At 66.6% G+C, this 19,551-nt stretch carries 17 protein-coding genes; 8 read left to right on the top strand and 9 right to left on the bottom strand.

The window, feature by feature from the left end; translation table 11 throughout:
- The first annotated feature begins 21 nt into the window (after positions 1-21).
- From DKM43_RS10990 to DKM43_RS10980, 3 genes are read left to right on the top strand one after another with little or no spacing between them, the layout of a single operon-like run.
- Positions 22-783 carry a class I SAM-dependent methyltransferase gene (locus tag DKM43_RS10990; protein ID WP_109798559.1) on the top strand — a complete coding sequence of 254 codons (762 nt, stop codon included), beginning with the start codon at positions 22-24 and terminating at the stop codon, positions 781-783.
- 4 nt (positions 784-787) lie between these two features.
- Complete coding sequence (ubiB, locus tag DKM43_RS10985) at positions 788-2,344, top strand: 2-polyprenylphenol 6-hydroxylase (RefSeq protein ID WP_109798558.1); 1,557 nt, start codon at positions 788-790, stop codon at positions 2,342-2,344.
- 14 nt (positions 2,345-2,358) lie between these two features.
- Positions 2,359-3,465 (top strand): acyltransferase family protein, encoded by a 1,107-nt coding sequence (locus DKM43_RS10980; RefSeq protein ID WP_236632527.1) that lies wholly within the window; start codon positions 2,359-2,361, stop codon positions 3,463-3,465.
- Here the strand turns inward: DKM43_RS10980 and sppA are convergent.
- Entirely contained in the window at positions 3,462-5,351 is a 1,890-nt protein-coding gene (gene sppA / locus DKM43_RS10975) for a signal peptide peptidase SppA (RefSeq protein WP_109798557.1), read from the bottom strand. The two genes, DKM43_RS10980 and sppA, sit on opposite strands and share 4 nt — an antisense overlap.
- Positions 5,352-5,481: 130 nt before the next feature.
- On the opposite strand from sppA, the gene DKM43_RS10970 reads away from it, so the two are divergent.
- On the top strand, positions 5,482-6,525 hold the full coding sequence (locus tag DKM43_RS10970) for an aspartate carbamoyltransferase catalytic subunit (protein WP_109798556.1): 1,044 nt from the start codon (positions 5,482-5,484) through the stop codon (positions 6,523-6,525).
- Entirely contained in the window at positions 6,522-7,751 is a 1,230-nt protein-coding gene (locus tag DKM43_RS10965) for a dihydroorotase (RefSeq protein ID WP_109798555.1), read from the top strand. The genes DKM43_RS10970 and DKM43_RS10965 overlap by 4 nt, the downstream gene beginning before the upstream one ends.
- Before the next feature lie 90 nt (positions 7,752-7,841).
- On the opposite strand, the gene DKM43_RS10960 is transcribed toward DKM43_RS10965, so the two are convergent.
- From DKM43_RS10960 to DKM43_RS10950, 3 genes are read right to left on the bottom strand one after another with little or no spacing between them, the layout of a single operon-like run.
- Positions 7,842-9,188: an SPOR domain-containing protein gene (locus DKM43_RS10960; protein ID WP_109798554.1), complete on the bottom strand. Its 1,347-nt coding sequence runs from the start codon at positions 9,186-9,188 to the stop codon at positions 7,842-7,844.
- A gap of 21 nt (positions 9,189-9,209) precedes the next feature.
- Positions 9,210-9,767 carry a hypothetical protein gene (locus DKM43_RS10955; protein ID WP_109798592.1) on the bottom strand — a complete coding sequence of 186 codons (558 nt, stop codon included), beginning with the start codon at positions 9,765-9,767 and terminating at the stop codon, positions 9,210-9,212.
- A 14-nt stretch (positions 9,768-9,781) separates the two neighbouring features.
- Complete coding sequence (locus tag DKM43_RS10950) at positions 9,782-10,507, bottom strand: ParA family protein (protein ID WP_109798553.1); 726 nt, start codon at positions 10,505-10,507, stop codon at positions 9,782-9,784.
- Positions 10,508-10,778: 271 nt separating this feature from the next.
- On the opposite strand from DKM43_RS10950, the gene DKM43_RS10945 reads away from it, so the two are divergent.
- The 3 genes from DKM43_RS10945 to DKM43_RS10935 all read left to right on the top strand — a co-directional run bounded on the left by DKM43_RS10945 (position 10,779) and on the right by DKM43_RS10935 (position 14,023).
- A complete protein-coding gene (locus DKM43_RS10945; RefSeq protein ID WP_201739848.1) occupies positions 10,779-11,903 on the top strand; it encodes an SPOR domain-containing protein in 1,125 nt (374 codons plus the stop codon).
- A 4-nt stretch (positions 11,904-11,907) separates the two neighbouring features.
- The gene (locus DKM43_RS10940; RefSeq protein ID WP_109798551.1) at positions 11,908-13,143 is read left to right on the top strand and encodes a DUF418 domain-containing protein; all 1,236 of its coding nucleotides are present in this window, start codon (positions 11,908-11,910) and stop codon (positions 13,141-13,143) included.
- A 154-nt stretch (positions 13,144-13,297) separates the two neighbouring features.
- Positions 13,298-14,023, top strand: a complete 726-nt coding sequence (locus DKM43_RS10935; RefSeq protein WP_236632526.1) for a L,D-transpeptidase family protein — start codon at positions 13,298-13,300, stop codon at positions 14,021-14,023.
- A 21-nt stretch (positions 14,024-14,044) separates the two neighbouring features.
- Here DKM43_RS10935 and DKM43_RS10930 read toward each other — a convergent pair whose 3' ends face one another.
- The 5 genes from DKM43_RS10930 to DKM43_RS10910 form a co-directional block, all read right to left on the bottom strand.
- Positions 14,045-14,839 carry an SDR family oxidoreductase gene (locus DKM43_RS10930; RefSeq protein WP_109798550.1) on the bottom strand — a complete coding sequence of 265 codons (795 nt, stop codon included), beginning with the start codon at positions 14,837-14,839 and terminating at the stop codon, positions 14,045-14,047.
- 11 nt (positions 14,840-14,850) lie between these two features.
- Positions 14,851-15,633 (bottom strand): SDR family oxidoreductase, encoded by a 783-nt coding sequence (locus DKM43_RS10925; protein ID WP_109798590.1) that lies wholly within the window; start codon positions 15,631-15,633, stop codon positions 14,851-14,853.
- Between the two features lie 64 nt (positions 15,634-15,697).
- The gene (locus tag DKM43_RS10920; RefSeq protein WP_109798549.1) at positions 15,698-16,432 is read right to left on the bottom strand and encodes a sigma-70 family RNA polymerase sigma factor; all 735 of its coding nucleotides are present in this window, start codon (positions 16,430-16,432) and stop codon (positions 15,698-15,700) included.
- Positions 16,429-18,534, bottom strand: coding sequence for a flagellar biosynthesis protein FlhA (locus DKM43_RS10915; protein ID WP_109798548.1), 2,106 nt, complete (start codon positions 18,532-18,534; stop codon positions 16,429-16,431). Before DKM43_RS10915 ends, DKM43_RS10920 begins: the two co-directional genes overlap by 4 nt.
- Before the next feature lie 3 nt (positions 18,535-18,537).
- A complete protein-coding gene (locus tag DKM43_RS10910) occupies positions 18,538-19,452 on the bottom strand; it encodes a transglycosylase SLT domain-containing protein (protein WP_236632525.1) in 915 nt (304 codons plus the stop codon).
- Positions 19,453-19,551: the final 99 nt, after the last annotated feature.

The raw sequence follows: 19,551 nt of genomic DNA, 5'->3' as shown, positions 1-19,551 counted from the left end.
TCCCCACTAAAGGCCCTAGCCATGACGACTCCTGAAACCGCCCGCGAGACCGCCCAAGAAACGGCATCCTTCGGCTACGAAGACATCCCGGCCGCGGAGAAGGAACACCGCGTCGGCGCGATCTTCTCGAACGTCGCGCGCAAGTATGACGTGATGAACGATGCCATGTCGGTGGGGATGCACCGGTTGTGGAAGGACAAGTTCGTGCGCCGCGTGCGCCCGCAGCCGGGCGAGGCCATTCTCGACATGGCAGGCGGCACCGGCGACATCGCCTTTCGCATGGCGCCTTCGGGTGCGCACATCACTGTCGCGGACATCAATCAGGACATGCTCGATGTGGGCATCGAACGCGCCGCAAAGCGCGGCATCGAGGGCCTTGAATGGTCGCGCCAGAATGCCGAGGAACTGACCTTCGCTGACCGCAGCTTCGATGCCTACACAATCGCCTTCGGCATTCGCAACGTGACGCACATCGACCGCGCGCTGGCCGAGGCGCACCGGGTGCTGAAGTTCGGCGGGCGGTTCTTCTGCCTTGAGTTTTCCACCACGCAGTGGCCGGGCTTTTCCGAAATCTACGACGCCTATTCGCACAGGCTCGTGCCCAAGCTGGGCCAGATGATCGCGGGCGATGCCGATTCCTATCGCTACCTGATCGAATCGATCCGCCGCTTTCCGCCCATGGCAGAGTTCGAGGGCATGATCCGCGCCGCCGGTTTCAGGCGCACGCGGGTCGAGCCGATCCTTGGCGGGCTGGTGGCCATCCATTCGGGATGGAAGGTCTGATCGCTTGACCCTTCCTGCCACGCATATCCGCCGCCTGCTGGGCTGGGGCCGGACGCTTGCCCGCCACGGCGCGCTGCGCGGGATCGAAGGCGATCCCAATACCCCTGCGCCGGTGCGCACGCTGTGCAGGGTGGCGCGGTTCGGCACGATCCAGCCGAAAACGCCCGACTATGCCGGGGCCTTTCGCGCCATTGGGCCGGCCGCGATCAAGCTGGGCCAGACATTGGCCACGCGCCCCGATCTGGTGGGCGAGGAAGCCGCGCACAACCTGCTTGAACTTCAGGACAAGCTGCCGCCGGTTGATTTCGCGCTGATCCGGTCAGAGATCCAGCGTTCGTTCGAAAAGCCGCTGGAAAGCCTGTTTTCCGCGTTCGATCCCGATCCGGTGGGCGCGGCTTCGGTGGCGCAGGTGCACCGCGCGGTCACGAGCGACGGGCGCAAGGTTGCCGTCAAGGTGCTGCGCCCCGGCGTGCGCGAAAAGTTCGCGCGCGACATCGAGACCTATGAGTGGGCCGCAGCCCATCTCGAAGCCTTCGGCGGCGAGGCTGCGCGCCTGCGCCCTCGCATGGTCATTGCCAACTTCAAGCGCTGGACCGTGCGCGAGCTTGATCTGCGCCGCGAGGCGGCGTCCGCGTCCGAACTGGCCGACACGATGCGCGCCCATGCCGGATACCGCATCCCCGCGATCGACTGGGACCGCACCAACGGGCGGGTGATGACGCTCGACTGGATCGATGGCGTGAAGATCAGCGACGTGGCCGCGCTCGATGCGGCAGGCCATGATCGCAAGGAACTGGCACGGCGGCTGGTGCTCGCCTTCCTGACCCAGGCGATCAGCGGCGGCTATTTCCATGCCGACATGCACCAGGGCAACCTCTTCGTCGAAGCCGACGGCACCATCGTTGCCATCGATTTCGGCATCATGGGTCGCATCGACCGGCGTGCGCGCCAGTGGCTGGCCGAAATCCTCTATGGACTGACGACGGGCAACTACCGGCGCGTGGCAGAAATCCATTTCGAGGCGCAATATGTGCCAAGCTATCATTCGGTCGACGAGTTTGCCACGGCCCTGCGCGCGGTAGGCGAACCGATGCGCGGCAAACCGGTGTCCGAACTCTCGGTAGGGCAGATGCTGGATGGCCTTTTTGCCATCACCCGCGATTTCGACATGCAGACCCAGCCCCACCTCCTGCTGCTGCAAAAGACCATGGTCATGGTCGAAGGCATCGCAACGCAGCTCGATCCTGAAATCAACATGTGGGAAACCGCCGCGCCTTTCGTGCGCGGCTGGGTGCGCGATGAACTTGGCCCCGAAGCCGCCATTGCCGACCGGCTGCGCGAGGACACGCAGACGCTGCTGCGCATCCCCGACCTCATCCGCCGCATCGAGGACCGCTTTCCGCCCAAGGGCGGCGCGCCGGAAGCCCCGCCGCTGCCCAGGGTCGAACTCATGTGGCAGCGTCGGCGCCGCCGCGGCTCCGGCCTGATCGGCCGGGCGCTGACGTTCCTTGCCGGGGGCGCGATCGTGCTTGGCACCCACGCGCTGGGCTGGTGGGGCTGAAAGACACAACCGCATTGACTGCCAACGATCTTTCGCGCCTGCGCCTTGGCAAGCGCCACTTCCATGCGCTCGATCTGTCGCGCCTGCTGGCGGCGGTGATGGTGCTGTTCTGGCATTACCAGCACTTCTTCGTGCCGCCGGTGGAACGCCACTTCAACGTGAACCGCAAGATCCAGCCATGGTATGACATGCTGGGCTGGTTCTACGATCATGGCCACACTGCCGTGCAGTATTTCTGGGCGGTATCGGGGTTCGTCTTTGCGCACGTCTATCTGGCCGATCCCGAAGTGCGCCGCCGGTTCTGGCCTGCGCGCATCGCGCGGCTGTGGCCGCTGCATCTGCTGACGCTGGTGCTGATGGCGCTGCTTCAGGCGATCTACACGGCGCGCACCGGCACCGAGTTCGTCTATCACACCAACGACCTGAAACATTTCCTCCTGTCGGTTCCGCTGATGCAGCACTGGGGCTGGCAGGTCGATCAGTCGTTCAACGGGCCGTCGTGGTCGCTTTCGACCGAGATCCTTGCCTACCTCGCGTTCTTCGCGCTGCTGCCGGTGGTGCGGCGTGCGCCGCTTGGGGCGGGGCTGGCGCTGGGCGCCCTGTTCCTTGGGGTGATGCTGGCAGGCGGGCCAAACCGCGATGTCACGGCGTGCATCGGCTACTTCTTCCTTGGCTGCGCGGTCTATGGCGCGGCATTGAAGGGATGGCTGCGCCCCGCCCTGCTGGTCCCGGCGGCGCTGGCGCTCATCGCGGCGGCGTTCTGGCTGAAGGGCCTGTGGCGCGATGGCGATGCGGCCACCATCGCGGGGACGTTTGGCGTGCTGTTCCTGACGCTGGCCGCCGATATCGCAGACCGCACGGGACGCCTGCGCTTTGGCCAGAAGCTGGGCGATGCGTCCTATGGCATCTATCTGTGGCACATTCCGCTGCAACTGGCGCTGGTGCTGCTGATCGACGCCACTGCCGGTTCGCGCGACATTGCCCGGCAGGGATGGTTCATGCTGGCCTATGTGGGAATGGCCATCGCGGCGGGTTTCATCAGCCACAAGCTGTTCGAGCGCCCCGCCCAGCGCGCCATCCTTGGCTGGTGGCGCGCCCGCACCGCGCAGAGCGGAGCCTAGCCTGCCGGCATCAGCCGCGCGAACAGCGCCACGACCCCGGCATCATCAGAGGAACCGCCGCGCCGCACGAGCGCGGCCTGCGGCGCGCATTCGAGGCAATAGGCCCTCATTCCTGCCCCATCGACAAGCCGCCGCACGTCCGCCTCGATCCGCGCGGCCAGCCCCTGCTGGCGCAACGCCAGAGCGCCCACCAGATCGCGCGCGGCCGGATGGTGTGCGGATGCGGCACGGGTTTTCACGATGCTGGCCAGAAACGCGGCAAGCGGATCAGGCTCGTCAGCAATGAAATCGGCATGCCACTTTTTCAGCTTGGCCTGGCCCGCCACCCAGCCGAGCGCATCATCCAGCCCGCCGAAGGCATCGACAAGACCAAGCTGGCGGGCGGTTCCGCCATCCCAGATGCGCCCCTGCGCCACACGGTCGATCTCGGCCGGGGTCTTGCCGCGCGAACGGGCAACGAAGCCAAGGAAGCGGGCATAGGTCTGCTCGACCTGCGCCTGCAACAGGGCGGACATCTGCGGGGTCAGCCCGCCCAGCAGATCGGGCTGGCCCGAAAGCGGGGTGGTGCGGATGGAATCGGTGGTCACGCCGATCTGCGGCAGCGCCGCCTCGAAGCTGGGCAGCACCGCAAAGACGCCGATCGATCCGGTGATGGTGGAAGGTTCGGCGAAGATGCGCTGCGCCGGGGTGGAAACCCAATATCCGCCACTGGCCGCAACGCTGCCCATCGAAACCGCCACCGGCAGGCCCTTGGCCCGCACCCGCTCGACCGCGGCGCGGATACGCTCTGACGCCAGCACCGACCCACCCGGCGAATCAACGCGCAGCACCATGCCCGCGTAATCATCCGATGCAGTGACGCCATCGATCAGATCGGCGATGCGGTCCCCGCCAGCCATGCCCGGCCCGGCATCGCCATCCACGATCTCGCCAGCGACGGTGACAACCGCAATGGCCTTGCCCGAACGCGAGGTGGCCTTGTCGGCCAGATAGACATCCAGTTCAGTATTCTTGAAGCTGCCAAGCGAGCCGTCCGCGTCCGCGCCGACCAGTTCGGCCACACGCTTGCCAAAGGCGATCCGGTCTCCGATCCGGTCGACCAGCCCGGATTTGAGCGCGGCCTGCGCCGCATCGTTGCCGCTGACGGCAAGCCACGCCACGGGATCGGCAGTGGCCGCGGCCAGATCGGCCTTTGGCCGCGCCTTTTTCACTTCGGCCTGCCAGTTGTCCCAGACCGCGCCATAAACCGCCTCAAGCGCCTCGCGCGCTTCGGGCGAAACCCCGGTGAGAAGATAGGGTTCAACCGCGCTCTTGAAGGTGCCCACCTTGAACACGTTGGCCTTTACCTTGAGCCGGTCGATCAGGCCCTTGTAGAAAAGCTGCGTGCCGCCCGGCCCGGTGATCGCCACCCCGCCCATGGGATCGACCCAGACCTCGCCGGCATGGGCGGCAAGCTGCATCGCATCGTCGGTGTAGATCAGCGAGCGCACCAGCACCGGCTTCTTTGCGGCGCGCACCTTGTCCATGGCCGCGCCGATTTCGGACAGGTGCACTGCGGAACCGCCGCCGAAGGCCTCAAGATCAAGCACGACCGCCTTGATCCGCTTGTCATCGGCGGCGGCGGCAATGGCGCGCGCCACATCGCGGGCGACATATTCGGGTTCGGGAGTCTGGCCGGAAAGCAGGGCAGCGGGGGAAACCGTGCTTGCTTCCTCGACGATCACGCCCGACAACGGCAGATAGAGCGCGCCCTCGCGCACCATGCCCGGCGCGGGGCGCATGGCCAGCACGCCGTAGAGTGCGGCGAAGAACAGAAGCAGGAACAACAGGACAAGGCCGTCCTTGATGGCGACGAGGGCTTTCCAGACCGATGCGGCAAAACTCATGACCGGGATGTCTATTGTGGACGGGGGCGCAATGCCAGCGGGAAACGGCCCGCAAGGAATGGGCAGCGGGTAACGGGCCGCGGGAAACGACTTGAGCCGCGGGCACCGCATCTCTAGGGAACTGGGCCTGATGCAAAGCCCGAACCACCCTTCGACAGGCCGCTACCCGGCGGGCGGCCTTGCCTTCCCGCACCGCGACCTGACCGGCATCGGCCAGCTTGCGCGCCACGAAATCCTCTACCTGCTCGACGAGGCGGAGCAGTGGGTGGCGCTGAACCGGCAGAGCCAGAAGAAGACCGATCTCCTGAGCGGGCTGACAATCATCAACGCCTTCTTCGAAAACTCCACCCGCACGCTGCTTTCGTTCGAGATTGCGGGCAAGCGGCTGGGCGCAGACGTGGTGAACATGCATGCGGCCACCAGCAGCGTGAAGAAGGGCGAAACGCTGATCGACACGGCGATGACGCTCAACGCAATGCGCGCCGATGCCATCGTGATCCGCCATGCCAGTTCGGGCGCGGTGCGGCTGATCGCGGAGAAAGTGGATTGCCCGGTTCTGAATGCGGGCGACGGACAGCACGAGCATCCCACGCAGGCCCTGCTTGATGCGCTGACCATGCGCCACGCCATGGGCCTGCCCGCAGGTTCCGACCTCAACGGGCTGAAGGTGACGATCTGCGGCGATATCCTGCACAGCCGGGTGGCCCGATCGAACATCCTCAGCCTGACTGCACTGGGCGCGGATGTGCGCGTCTGCGCGCCGCCAGCCCTGATGCCGGCCGAGATCGAAGCCATGGGCGTAACCGCATTCTTCGATTTCGACGCGGCGCTGAAAGGGGCGAACGTGGTGATGATGCTGCGCCTGCAACAGGAACGCATGTCGGGCCAGTTCATCCCCTCGCCGCGCGAATACCGCCACCTTTACGGGCTGACCCCGGAACGGCTGGAGCGTGCCGAGCCGGATGCCTTCATCATGCACCCCGGCCCGATGAACCGCGGGATCGAGATCGATTCGACGGTGGCCGATCATCCCACCCGCAGCCTTATTACCCGGCAGGTGGAAATGGGCGTGGCAATCCGCATGGCCTGCCTTGAAGTCCTTACGCGCAGGGCGCGCCGCGTGCCCGGCTGGAACAGCGAAGGCGCATCGGACGACGCAGGAGCAGCGGCATGATCGCGCGGCCTCTCACGATCACGGGCGGCAGGCTGGTTCTGGCAGAGGGCGCGCCGGTGCCGGGCGCCCTGCGCTGCGAAGGCGGGCGCATCGCCGCGCTGGGCGATATTGCGCCGCAGCCCGGCGATGAAATCTTCGATGCCAAGGGCGCGGTGGTTGCGCCCGGTCTTGTAGATCTGGGCGTTTTCGCCATCGACAAGCCCGCGTTCCACTTTGGCGGCATCACCCGAGCGGGCCTGATGCCCGACCAGTCACCGCCGCTCGATCATCCCGCGCGCGTGCGTTTTGCCGCGCAATCGGGCAAACCGGACCTGTGGGTCCACCCGCTGGCAGCAGCAACGCGCGGGCTGGAAGGCACGGAACTGGCCGAACTGGCGCTGATGCGCGATGCGGGCGCGAGGGCGGTTTCCACCGGGCGCGGCTGGATTGCGGATTCGGGCGTGATGCTGCGTCTCTTGCGCTACTGCGCCATGCTGGGGCTGGTGGTGGTGTGCCATGCCGAAGATGCAGGGATAACCGGCAATGCCGTGGCCACCGCGGGCGATGTGGCCACCCGGCTTGGCCTGCCCAGCGCGCCTGCCGAAGCCGAAGCGCTGGCGGTTGCGCGCGACATTGCCCTGGCTGAACTGGCGGGCGCGCAAATCCATTTCCGGCAGGTGACGACCGCACGCGCGCTTGATCTGGTGCGCGGCGCCAAGGCGCGCGGGCTGAAGGTGACGGCAGGCGTTACACCCGCGCACTTCATGCTGTCCGATCTGGAACTGGTGGGCTTTCGGACGTTCTGCCGCCTTTCGCCACCGCTGCGGCAGGAAGCCGACCGCAAGGCGGTGATCGCCGCGATTGCCGACGGCACGATCGACGTGATCTCATCAGGGCACGACCCGCGCGGGCCGGAAGACAAGCGCCTGCCTTTTGCCGATGCAGAACCGGGCATGGCCGGCGCGGAAACGCTTCTGCCGCTCACGCTCACGCTGGTGCGCGACGGCGTCATCGACATGGCCCGCGCCTTTGCCCTGCTGGCCGCCAATCCGGCGCGCCTGCTGGGCGTTGCCGCAGGCGTTCTGGAGCCGGGACGCGAAGCGGATGTGGCCATTCTCGATCCGGCGCGGCCGTGGATCGTCAATTCGGCCAAGATGGCAGCGGCAGCGGGCAACACCCCCTTCGACCGGAGGCCGGTGGAAGGGCGCGTGCTGGCCCTGTTCAAGGGCGGCAAGCAGATCAGTTAGGACTGATCGGCTGGGCCGGATCGACCGGTATTGCCGCAGCACGCAACGGTCGGGCTGAACCGGCCGATCCAACAGGCTTCAGGCGACGATTCAGCGCTTGGCGAAGCGGGTTTCGCCGGCCGCAGGCTGGGCGGGCGAGGAGCCACGCATGACCAGACACGAGCCGCCCCGCGCCTTGACCTTGCCGCACATGTCGCTGGCCGAGGCAAAGCCACCGAACCCCGCAGCCTGAACGCGCCAATAGGTGCGGCCATCCACCACCACGCGGGTGGTAACATTGGCAAAGCCCTTCAGCGCCGGGTTGCGCGAGGTGTAGTGCCGCCATGCGCGGCTGGCGCCTTCTTCCGTTGCGAACGAACCAAGCTGGATCAGATGACTGCCGCCATTGCGCGCCGCCACGGCGGGGGCGAAACCCGCCACGGGCTTTGCCGCAGGCTGCGCCAGAGGCTGACTTGCCCCGCGCAGCGGCTGCACCACCGGCACCGCTTCAAACCGGACTGCTCCGGCAGCAGGCATCTGGGGGCGCGAGGGCGGCAGATCGATCAGCGCCAGTTGCGTCTGCCGCGATTGCGAGGAGGAATCATCGAGCGCCGGTTCGGGAACCGGCTGCGCGGCAACCGCAGGCAGTTCGCCAACCGCCTGTTCAGCGAGCGCGGCCGCCGGTTCGGCGCGCACGGCGGCCTCTGCGGCAAGGGCGCGGGTGGCAGGGAAATTGGCGAGTGCCAGCGCGGCGGGCTGTCCGGCATCGGCGCGCAGCGGCACGTCGAGCAGGGCGGCCACGCGGCCACGCGTGCGTTCGGGATCGCTCATCATGGCCCACTGCTGCATCCGGTCGCCCAGTTCGTTGGCCGGAACATCATAGGATGCCATGGTGCGCGCTTCACGCCAGCGGCCGCTCAGCGCATAGGCAAGCGCAAGGTTCTGGCGCACCTTGGGAGTGTTCTCGCCATCGCGCAGTGCGCGGGTCAGCACGGCGATGCCCTTTTCGGTCTGTCCGGCAAGGGCCAGCGCCAGCCCGTAATCCGAGGCGCCAATGGAATTGCGATAGGATTCGAGCGTATCGACCGCTTCGGCATGATAGCCAAGCGCGATATCGGCCAGCGCAAGGCTGAGCGCGGTGCGGTGGCTGTCCTCTCCCAGTTCCATTGCCTCGTCATAGGCTTGGCGGGCGGATTCGAAGCGCCCCGCCTTGAGATAGGCATTGCCCAGCAGCACCCGGTAGGCCGGGTTCAGGGGATCGGCCAGAACCGCCTTTTCGGCATGGCTGACCGCCGCTGCCGCGCTGCCCTTGGAAAGGGCCGCCTGTGCCGATGTGGCCAGCTTATCGGGGCGAACCCCGGCAACACCACAACCGGTGAGAACACCGAGGGCAAGTGCGGTTGACACCATCAGCCGCGAGGCGCGGCCGGGGGCGAAAGCGAAGGAACCGGTTTTCATGCGCTTTGCTCCATCACGCGATCATTTGCGCGCCGTCGCACGGCGGGCGAGGTCTTCGATTTCGGGAAGGTCGGCAAGATAGCGGTCGAGGGCCTCGGTCACGACGGCCTGCGCGCTGCGGTCTGCCAGCGTGGAGGCAAGGCGCAGACGCAGATGACGATAGCTGTCGAGCCGCAAGGTGAAGGCGGCCTTGCGCCCTTCGGCAAGCGCCGAGCGGATGACCTTGCCGCCCTTGGAGCGCGGGGCCTGCGCGGCGGATGGCTCGAACGGCGCGATGGCGCGGGCAAGGGCTTCCTGCTGCCGGACGACGACCGGCTTTTCGCACGGGGCTTCGGACGCAAGGGCATCGGCGGGATCGTGCGGATCGCTGGTCTGGTCCATCCCGAAATCGTTCCAGCCCAGATCCTCCAGCGCCAGATCGGCGCGGGTCAGCGCAGGCGCAGCCGCGCCATTGACGCTGAGCAGGCTGGCCGCATCATCGCCGCCAAGCGCGAGCTGCGGCCGCATGGCCGGGCGGGCCGCTCCCTTGCGGGCCAGCAGACTTGATGAAAGCGAGGCAAGCGGTTTTGCGGCAGCCATCAATCGCGCCTCCATCAGGATCCGACGACGCGGCGGCCAAAGCCCCCGGCAGGGCGCACTGCACCGTGGATCGGCATGGCAGCGGCGGCCTGCGGCACCGCAAAGACGGTGCGGCGGAAGTTCTTTTCGAGCCGCTCGGACACATAGGTCCAGAGCGCCGCGATCTCGGCCGCGGACTTGCCGCCCGGATCGACTTCCATGACGGTGCGGCCATCGATCATCGAGGCGGCAAAATCGGTGCGGTGATGCAGCGTGACGGGAGCAACCGTGCCATGCTGCGAAAGGGCAACCGCAGCTTCGGCGGTGATCCGCGCCTTGGGCGTGGCGGCATTCACCACGAAGATCAGGGGCTTTCCGGCGCGGTCGCACAGATCGACCGTGGCGCCAACCGCGCGCAGATCGTGCGGGCTGGGCCGGGTGGGCACGACGATCAGTTCGGCCACCGAAATCACCGACTGGATCGCCATGGTGATAGCGGGCGGGGTATCGATCACCGCCAGCTTGAAGCCCTGCTGGCGCAGGATCGCCAGATCGCTGGCAAGGCGCGCGATGGTGGTGTGGGCAAAGGCCGGAAACTCGGCCTCGCGCTCGTTCCACCAGTCCGACAGCGAACCCTGGGGGTCAATGTCGATCAGCACGACAGGGCCTGCGCCTGCCCGCTGGGCCTGAACGGCAAGGTGCCCGGACAGCGTGGTCTTGCCCGAACCGCCCTTCTGCGATGCCAATGCCAATACGCGCAAAGCCGAAACCCCTTAGACTGCTGCAAGTGTGTGGGAAGGGATTCGCAGATCCGGCTGAAATTTTGGTTAAGATCGCACCGCATCGGGACAAGGATAATGCCAAGAAGGGTAAAGACGCAGACGCCGGGAAGCGCTAAGACTTCGCTAACGGACTGTTGACTATGTTCTGTGGAAATCAGGTTCGGCGCAGGGTCGCAAACCTGTGTTCTTTCAGCTTCTGGCAACAGTCTGGCAGCATGAAGCAAATATCGGGGCGGTATTTCCGATGTGGATGGATTTCAGGAATACTACAGCCATCGCGCTGGCAACATTTGCTTCGGTTTGCGCTTCTGCTGCGCTGGCCGATGTGCGCGCCGGGGTGGAAGCATGGTCGCGCGGGGAGCATGAGCTTGCGGTCAAGGAATGGCTTGGTCCAGCGGCGCAGGGGGATGCCGATGCGCAGTTCAACCTTGGGCAGGCCTACAAGCTGGGCAAGGGCGTGCCGCAGGATCTGAAGCGCGCCGAAAGCTATTACCGCAAGGCTGCCGCATCGGGCCACATCAAGGCCGCAGATACACTCGGCCTGCTTATGTTTCAGGATGGCCGCAAGGCCGAGGCTCTGCCCTTCCTTCAGGCATCGGCCGAACGCGGCGAACCGCGCGCGATGTATATCCTTGGCATTGCCCACTTCAACGGCGATGCCGTGGGCAAGGACTGGGTGCGCGCCTATGCGCTGATGAACCGTTCGGCGGCAACCGGGCTGGAACAGGCCAAGCGCGCGCTGGCGACGATGGACGACATGATCCCGCTTGAACAGCGCCAGATGGGTGTTTCGCTGGCGGCCGATCTGGAACAGAAGGCACAGGCCATGCGCGCACAGCAGCTTGCCTCTGCCGACCTTGGCGTGAAAGCCGCGCCCACCGCCCCCTTGCGCACCACGGCGCCGGGCCGGGCGCTTGAACCTGCCACCCTTCCCGCTTCGACCGCGGCGGGAGGACCGGTGACGGCAGGTGCAGACTTCGCCAATCCGGTGGCCATGCCTGCGAAGGCAAAGCCTGCGCCTGCACCATCAACTGCCGCTGCACCTTCGGTCGCAACCGGCGTCCCGAAACCTCCTGCCGCCAAGGCACCGGAACCTCCCAAGGCAGCGCCAGCTCTGGCATCGCCCCCTGCTCCGGCCACGTCCGGCGGCAACTGGCGGGTTCAGCTTGGCGCCTTCGGCGTGAAGGGCAATGCCGATGCGCTGTGGAGCAAGGTCAGGGGCCGCCCGGAACTGGCCGGACGCACCCGCATCGATCTTCCTTCGGGCAGCGTGACCCGGTTGCTGGCAGGTGGCTATGCCAGCCAGTCCGAGGCCGACCGGGCCTGCGCCGCGCTCAAGGCTGGCGGGCTGGCGTGCCTGGTGGTAAAGCCCTGATGGCTTGCCGGACAATCTCCAAACCTCGCGCATAGATGCACTGGATTTCCTGCGCGGCGTGGCCGTGCTGGGAATACTGGCCATCAACATTACCGGGTTCTGGGGGCCGTCGCTCGCCACGTTCTCGCCCGCGATTCCTGCCCCGCTTTCAGGAACGCCCGATCCAGCGACGCAAGGCTGGTTCGGCTTTGCCTTCGTGGTCTTCGAAGGCAAGATGCGCGCGCTCTTCACCCTGCTGTTCGGGGCAAGCATGGTGCTCTTTTCCGAAGCCGCCGCGCGCCGGGGTGCCCATCCCGCGCTGGCACAGGTGCGGCGCCTCGTCTGGCTGGCGGTGCTGGGATACCTGCACTTTGCCCTGCTGTGGTGGGGCGACATCCTGTTTGCCTATGCGCTGTGCGCCATGGCCGTGCTGCCGCTGATGCGGCTGGCCCCGGTGCAGCTTCTGGGCATTGCCCTGCCCTTCTTTCTGCTGGCGCAGGGCAGCGCGGCCCTGCTGGCGGTGCCGGGGATCATGGCCGAACAGGCCGTGCTTGCCGGGCGCGGCGCGCCCGCCGATGTTGCCGAGCAGGCCGCGATGATGGGCCGCATCGCCGCATCGGTTGCTCAGGACATTGCCGTGCTGGATGCCGGATTTGCCGAAGCGGTGCGCCTCAAGCTGACGCATTCGGCCATGCAGCCCTTCTCGACCACGCTATCGACCTTTGCCGAGACCGCGCCGCTCATGCTGATCGGCATGGCGCTGCTGCGCATGGCGCGCGATGCAGGGCTGTTCGGCCCGCGCGGCATCCGGCCGCTGGCGCTGGCGGCTGCTGGTGCAATCATCCTTGGCGCCGTGCCCACCGTGATCGCGTGGCGCTGGCTCAGTAGCCATGGCTGGCCGCCGCGCGCGATGTTTGCCGCGATCGAGCACGGCATGGCCCTGCCCCACCTGCTGATGGCGCTGGGATATGCGGCGGCGCTGGTCGCGCTCTACCCGCTGGTGTGCGAGACCGGCATTGCCCGCAGCCTGACCGCTGCCGGGCGCTGTGCCTTCAGCAACTACATCGGCACAAGCGTGCTCATGCTGGCGATCTTTGCCGGGTGGGGGCAGGGCCTTGGCAGGGAACTGCCGCGCGCGTGGCTGCCTGCCTTCGTGCTGCTGGGCTGGGCGGCCATGCTGGCCTGGCCGCGCTGGTGGCTGGCGCGCTTCAGGCAGGGGCCGCTGGAAGCGCTGTGGCGCAGGCTTGCGCTTTCCCGATAGCGCCGGATAGCCCGGCCACCACCGCAACCGCCCCTATTAACCTTCTTGCGTAACCGGGCTGACCCGCGCCGTCCCGCAGCGGGACGCGCCCGGATCGGCACTGGAACGCGGCGGCGTTAAGGCATATTCCTTGGCGCGAAAGGAGCTGCACGCCATGGCGGTCTGGACGGGTCTGTTGAACAAGCGCTGGGTGCGGATGCCGCTGGGAATGCTGGCAACGGGCACGGCATCGCTGCTGGCCTTCCACGCCGGACAGGACATTGCCGATGCCGTGTTCGGCAAGAGCACCGCCGAGGCCGCCCCCATGGTAACAGCCGCGGCCAATCCCGCCAGCCTGCAGGCCGCGCCCGCAATCGACGCCGCAACGACGGCAATTGCCGATGACAGGCCCGCCGATGACAGCCCATTCATCGTCAAGTCCATCCTGCCGATCAACGAGCCGATCAAGTTCGGCAAGTTCTATTGGGACGAAAGCCGCGCGCCCGCGCAAGGCAAGCTCGTCATCACCGTGGACCTTGCCGCCCGCGTGATCTCGGTATTCCGCGACGGCCACGAGATCGGCGCGGCCGCGATTCTCAAGGGCTATTCGGAAAAGCCCACGCCGACCGGGGTTTTCCCGATCACGCAGAAGAGCGCCGATCACGTCTCGAACATCTATGATGCGCCAATGCCGTGGATGATGCGCCTGACCAACGATGGCGTGGCGATCCACGGCAGCAAGGTCCAGAAGGGCTATGCCACCAACGGCTGCGTGGGCGTGCCCGATGAATTTGCCAAGCGCCTGTTCGGCATTGCCCGTCTGGGTGACAAGGTCATCATCACCGATGGCCGCACGATGGGCATCGGTGATCCGCTGCTGGGGGCGGATGACATTTCCTGATCGGGCCGGCCCTACCTCTGGCTATGCCAACCCCTTGCTGACGCTGGTGCGCGAGGCATCGCCCACCGAACTGCCGCCGTCCACATCGAGAATGGCCCCGGTGACATAGCTGGCCGCGGGCGTGGAAAGGAACACGGCAGCCTCGGCAATCTCATAGGCCGTGCCCCATCTTTTCATCGGAATGCGGGCGTAGTGCTGCTGGCGGGTCGATTCATCAGGGGCAAGCCGGGCCATGCCTTCGGTATCGGCAATCGGCCCAGGCGAAATGCCGTTGACGCGCACCTGCGGCCCCCATTCGATGGCAAGCGTGCGCACGAGCTGGTTGATCCCGGCCTTGGCTGCACAGGCATGGGCCTGCATCGCCATGGCCTGTTCAGCCTGCCCTGCCGTGATCGCAATCAGCGAGGCATCGGGGGCCAGGAGTTCGTGGCATCCGCGAAACACGTTGAACGTGCCCAGAAGATCGATATCGACCACGGTCTTGAAGGCATTGGCCGACATGCCCAGCACCGGCGCAAGAAAATTGCCCGCCGCACCCGAAACAACGATGTCCAGCGCGCCGATCGTATCTCGGATGGATTTCATTGCCTCGCACAGCGCGGCGTAATCGCGCACGTCGGCCGCGCGCCAGATGGCATCATGGCCGATCGCAGCGGCGGCATTGGCCGCCTTTTCGGGATTGCGGCCGAGCACGGCCACGCGCGCGCCCAGTTCGGCAAAGCGCATGGCGATGCCAAGGTTGATGCCGCTGGTGCCGCCCGCGATGAAGGCGGTTTTCCCGGCAAGCACATCGTTGCGGAACGGGGAATTGCTCATGACAGGATTCCTTACCGGGGGGCCATGCGGATCGCGCCGTCAAGGCGGATTGCCTGCCCGTTGAAATAGGCATTGCGCACGAGTTCCATGGCAAGGCTGGCGAACTCCTCAGGCTTGCCCAGACGCTTCGGGAACGGAACCGATGCGTTGAGACTGTCGAGCACCTTGTCGGGCAGGCGGCCCAGCAGGGGGGTGCCGAAAATGCCGGGCATGATCGCGTTCACGCGGATGCCGAAATCCATCAGGTCCCGCGCCATCGGCAGAACAAGGCCGTTCACCCCCGCTTTCAGCGAACCATAGGCCACCTGCCCGATCTGCGCGTCCTGCGCCGCCACCGAAGCGGTGAGGATGATCGTGCCGCGCTCGCCATCCTCAAGCGGGTCAAGGGCAGCCATGCCCAGCGCCGAAAGCGAGGCGATGCGGTAGCTGGCAATCAGGATGCCCTGCGCGGCATATTCGTAATCCTCGGTGGGAAAGCGGGTCAGCGCGCCGGTTTCGCGGTCGCGCGTGATGGTCTTGCCCTTGCGGCTGGTCATTGCGCAGTGGACACAGACGCGCTCCTGCCCGTGCGCGGCGCGCGCCCGTTCAAACCCGGCAACGACCGATTCTTCCGAAAGGATATCCACCTTGCAGAACAGGCCGCCGATGGCAGCGGCCACCGCCTCGCCCTGTTCGGCATTGATATCGAAGATCGCCACTTTCACGCCGGCGGCCGCCAGCGCTTCGGCAGTGGCACGGCCCAGCCCGGACGCGCCGCCCGTAACCACGGCGCTGATGGTTTCGTCGATTTTCACCAAACCTCTCCCGAAGTGTGTTTAACTGAACGGTTAAACGCGCTTCGGGGGAATGGCAAGGGCATCAGAGCACTTCGTAGCCTTCCCCAAGGGCCGTGCGCAGCTTGTCCAGCGCCTGCGCCTTCAACTGGTGGACGCGGGGGATGCTGACCCCCAGCACTTCGGCAATTTCGGCAAGGTTCAGTTCCTCGACGAAATAGAGCTGGATAATCATCTGCAACCGTTCGGGCAGATCGCCGATTGCCGCCGCCACCGCGCCGCGCATCTCGGCATCGGCCAGCATTTCGAAGCTGTCGGGCCGGTCATCGGCAAAGGCGGCGTTGCTGTCGGAATAGGCATCATCAATGGCCTCGAAACGCAGTGGCTCGTCAGCCGCCTTCTGATCGGCCAGTTCGCGCTCGGTCAGCCCCATGGCGGCGGCCAGTTCGGCTTCTGTCGGCGGGCGGCCAAGCTGCGTGCAAAGCGCGGCGCTCTTCTCGCGCAGGAGGCGGCGGCGTTCGGTGGCGGAACGGGTGAGCGGGGTGGAACGGCGCACCAGATCGACCATGGCCCCGCGCACGCGCAGCTTGGCATAGGCGGCAAAGCCGTCCTCGGTCGGGCCGCTGTGCCGCTGTGCGCATTCGGTCAGCGCGACAAGGCCCGCCTGGACCAGATCCTCAACCTCGATCCCGGCACGGCCCGAACCGTGAACGTGCCATGCCAGCCGCTTTACCATGGGCAGGAAGCGGCGGATGCGGTCGGCGGTTTCATCCTTCTTGTAAGCCTGCGCGGCGGCAAAACCGCGGTGATCGTGTTTCATGCGGCAATTCCCTCAAGGGTCGGCTGCTCTTCATGGGTGGATGGAGGTGTCTCGCCGCCGATGACCGAGATGACCTCGATCGGCTGCGAAGGCGGCAGTTCGGCGATGGACAGGACAAGGCAATTGGGCGCGCGCAGGCGCAGCAGGCTGGCGAGCGGACGGCGCGCACGAGGCTGCACGATCAGCGCGATCGGCGGCGCGCCGGGGCCGCGCTGGGCGATGATCTGCGAAACGCGCTCACCGATGCCGCGCGCAAGGTCCGGCTCGATCACGGGCTGCCCGGTGGCGGGATCGTGCATCCCCGATACGATCATCTGTTCCAGCCCCGCCTCCAGCGTGACCACGGGCAGGCGCTCCTGCGGGCCGCAGATGCGCCCCACTATCATCCCGCCCAGATCGGCGCGCAGCAGATCGACCAGCCGGTCATGGTCGGTGGTCTGTTGCAGGGCCTGGCTGAGCGCGGAAAGGATCGGCAGCGGGTGGGCAATGGAGATGCCGTCATCCAGCAGCGCGTGGAACAGCCGGGTCAGCGCGCCGAGCGACAGGGGCTGCGGGTAGATCGTCTCGACCAGCCCGGCGGCGCGCTCCTTCACGCCTTCGAGGATCGTCTTCACCTCATCCGGACCAAGCAGCGCCGATGGCCGGTCGCCCAGCACCTGATTGAGATGCGTGGCAATGACCGTGCTGGCATCGACCGTCAGGAAACCTTCGGCAATCGCCAGATCGCGCTGGCCCGGATCGATCCAGATGGCCGGGCAGCCAAAGCTGGGATCGACCGTCACCTCGCCGCGCAGCGAATGGTCCGCGCTGGCTTCGCCTGCATCGATGGCCAGCACCTTGTCCGGGCGCATGTCGGCAATGGCGATGGGCACCCCGCCCAAGAGGACGCGGTAGGTATTGGGCGGCAGCTCCAGCGAATCGCGCACACGGAACTGGGGCACGATGAACCCGAATGCCTGGCTGAGCTGCTTGCGCACCCCGGTGATGCGCGCCACCAGCGGCGAGCCGCGCCTCTCGTCCACAAGGTGGACAAGGCCATAGCCCATTTCCACGGTCACGAGCGTGTGATCGCTGACCTCGTCGAGCGTGATGCGGCCCGGATCGACCGGCGGGGCCTCTTCGGCCATCACCGGCGCGGGGCGCGCGGCGCGCTGCTTGAGGCTCCACCACAGCCACCCGGCAAGCCCGGCAGCAGGCAGGAACACGGTTTGCGGCATGGCCGGGATCATGCCGATCGCGCCAAGGATGATTGCCACCGGCAGCCAGATGGCGGGATTGGAAAACTGCCCGCCGATCTGCCCGGTCAGGTCGCGGCTGTCGGAAACGCGGGTGACGATGGTGGCGGCCGCAATGGACAGGAGCAGCGAGGGCACCTGCGCCACCAGCGCATCACCGATGGCCAGCGTGATGTAGAACTCGGCCGCCTGCGCCGCGGTCAATCCGTGGCTGAGCATGCCGAGGCAGAAGCCCGCGATGATATTCACGCCCAGAATGAGCAGCGCGGCGATGGCATCGCCCTTCACGAACTTTGATGAACCGTCCATCGAGCCGTAGAAATCGGCCTCGGTCGCCACTTCGCGGCGGCGGGCCTTGGCTTCGTCTGCCGTCAGCAGCCCGGCGGCAAGATCGGCGTCGATCGCCATCTGCTTGCCCGGCAGGGCATCGAGCGTGAAGCGCGCCGAAACTTCAGAAACGCGCCCCGCGCCCTTGGTGACGACCACCATGTTGATAATCATCAGGATGAGGAACACGAACAGGCCGACCGCGAAATTGCCGCCGATGAGGAAGGCGCCGAACGCCTCGATCACATGCCCCGCCGCCGCGCCGCCTTCATGGCCGTTGACGAGCACGATGCGCGTGGAGGCGACGTTCAGCGCCAGCCGCAGCAGCGTGGCGAAGAGCAGCACCGAAGGAAACGAGGAGAAATCGAGCGGCTTTTCCGCATTCATCGCCGCCATCAGGATCGCCACCGAAAGCGCGATGTTGAGAACGAAGAACACATCGAGCAGCACGGCCGGGATGGGCACGACCATCAGCACGATCAGCGTGAGGATGCCGCCGGGCAGGGCCATTGCGGCGGGAGAGCCGAAGCGCTTCAGCATGGCCTAAAGCCCCAGCGCCGAAAGGCGGCCATAAGCCTGCCGGACATGGGCGGGCGCGGCCGTGCCATCGGCGAGCGCAAACGTCTGGCGCAGGGTATCGGCCATCGACCTGCCGCTCGCTGCGTTGCCGCCTGCATTCCCGGCCGCTGCTGCGGCGGCGCCGTGAAACGCGCGGGCGATGGGGCCGCCGGCAAACTGCGGCGGTCCAGATGCGGTGACGGCGGCAGCGGACGGCAAAGCGTCCGTGCCCGCCGCCCATGGCGTGGCGAGAGCCGCATCTTCGCCATCGCTGGCACGGGCCATGCGGGTGCGGATCAGGTTCATCACCTCGCCCACCGAGCGCGCGCCATCGGCCGCATAGAAGGTGGAACGGTTGGCCGCAGCAGCCGCAGGCAGGATGCTGGCCGCGCTTTGCGAAGGATCACTGGCCAGCGCTGCAAGAAACCGTCCCGCGCCATCCGCGCCGAAGAAATGCGCAAGGTAAAGCTCGGCATGATCGGGCGCGCGGCCAAGCTGCGCGGAAAGATGCTGCGCGTTATCGCCCGCCAGTTCGCCCGCCATGACAGCGGCGATCTGCGGATCGAAGCGCAGTGCCAGCAACTGGGCGCGCGCGGCCGGATCACGCACCGCGCCATCCTTTATCATGTCGGCCGCCCAGCCAAGGCCATGCTGCGCGCCATGCCGTTCGAGCGTGCGCAGCCAGGTGCTGCTGGTGAACTGGTAAAGTCCGCTGGCGCTGGACGTGCGCGAACGCGCGGCGGGATCGAGGCTCGATTCAAGCCGGGCCTGCGCCATGAGATAGGAGAAGTCGGCACCGGTCGCCTGTGCGGCCCCGGCGATCGCCGAACGCACGTGCGCCCCGGCTCCGCGCGCGGCGGCCGGGGTGAACGGCGTTCCCAAACCATCGACTGAACTCACTGCACTGTCCTTCCGGCCGCAACAGCGCGGCATCACGGAAGGGTGTCAGCAAGCCCCGTGCCAAACCCGAAATCAGGACCGGAACCCAGCAAAGGCCGA

The organism is Novosphingobium meiothermophilum (assembly GCF_003171715.1).
Lineage (GTDB): Bacteria > Pseudomonadota > Alphaproteobacteria > Sphingomonadales > Sphingomonadaceae > Novosphingobium > Novosphingobium meiothermophilum.
Note: the sequence above shows the minus strand (reverse complement) of the source record. Positions and strands in the feature narration are given on the sequence as shown.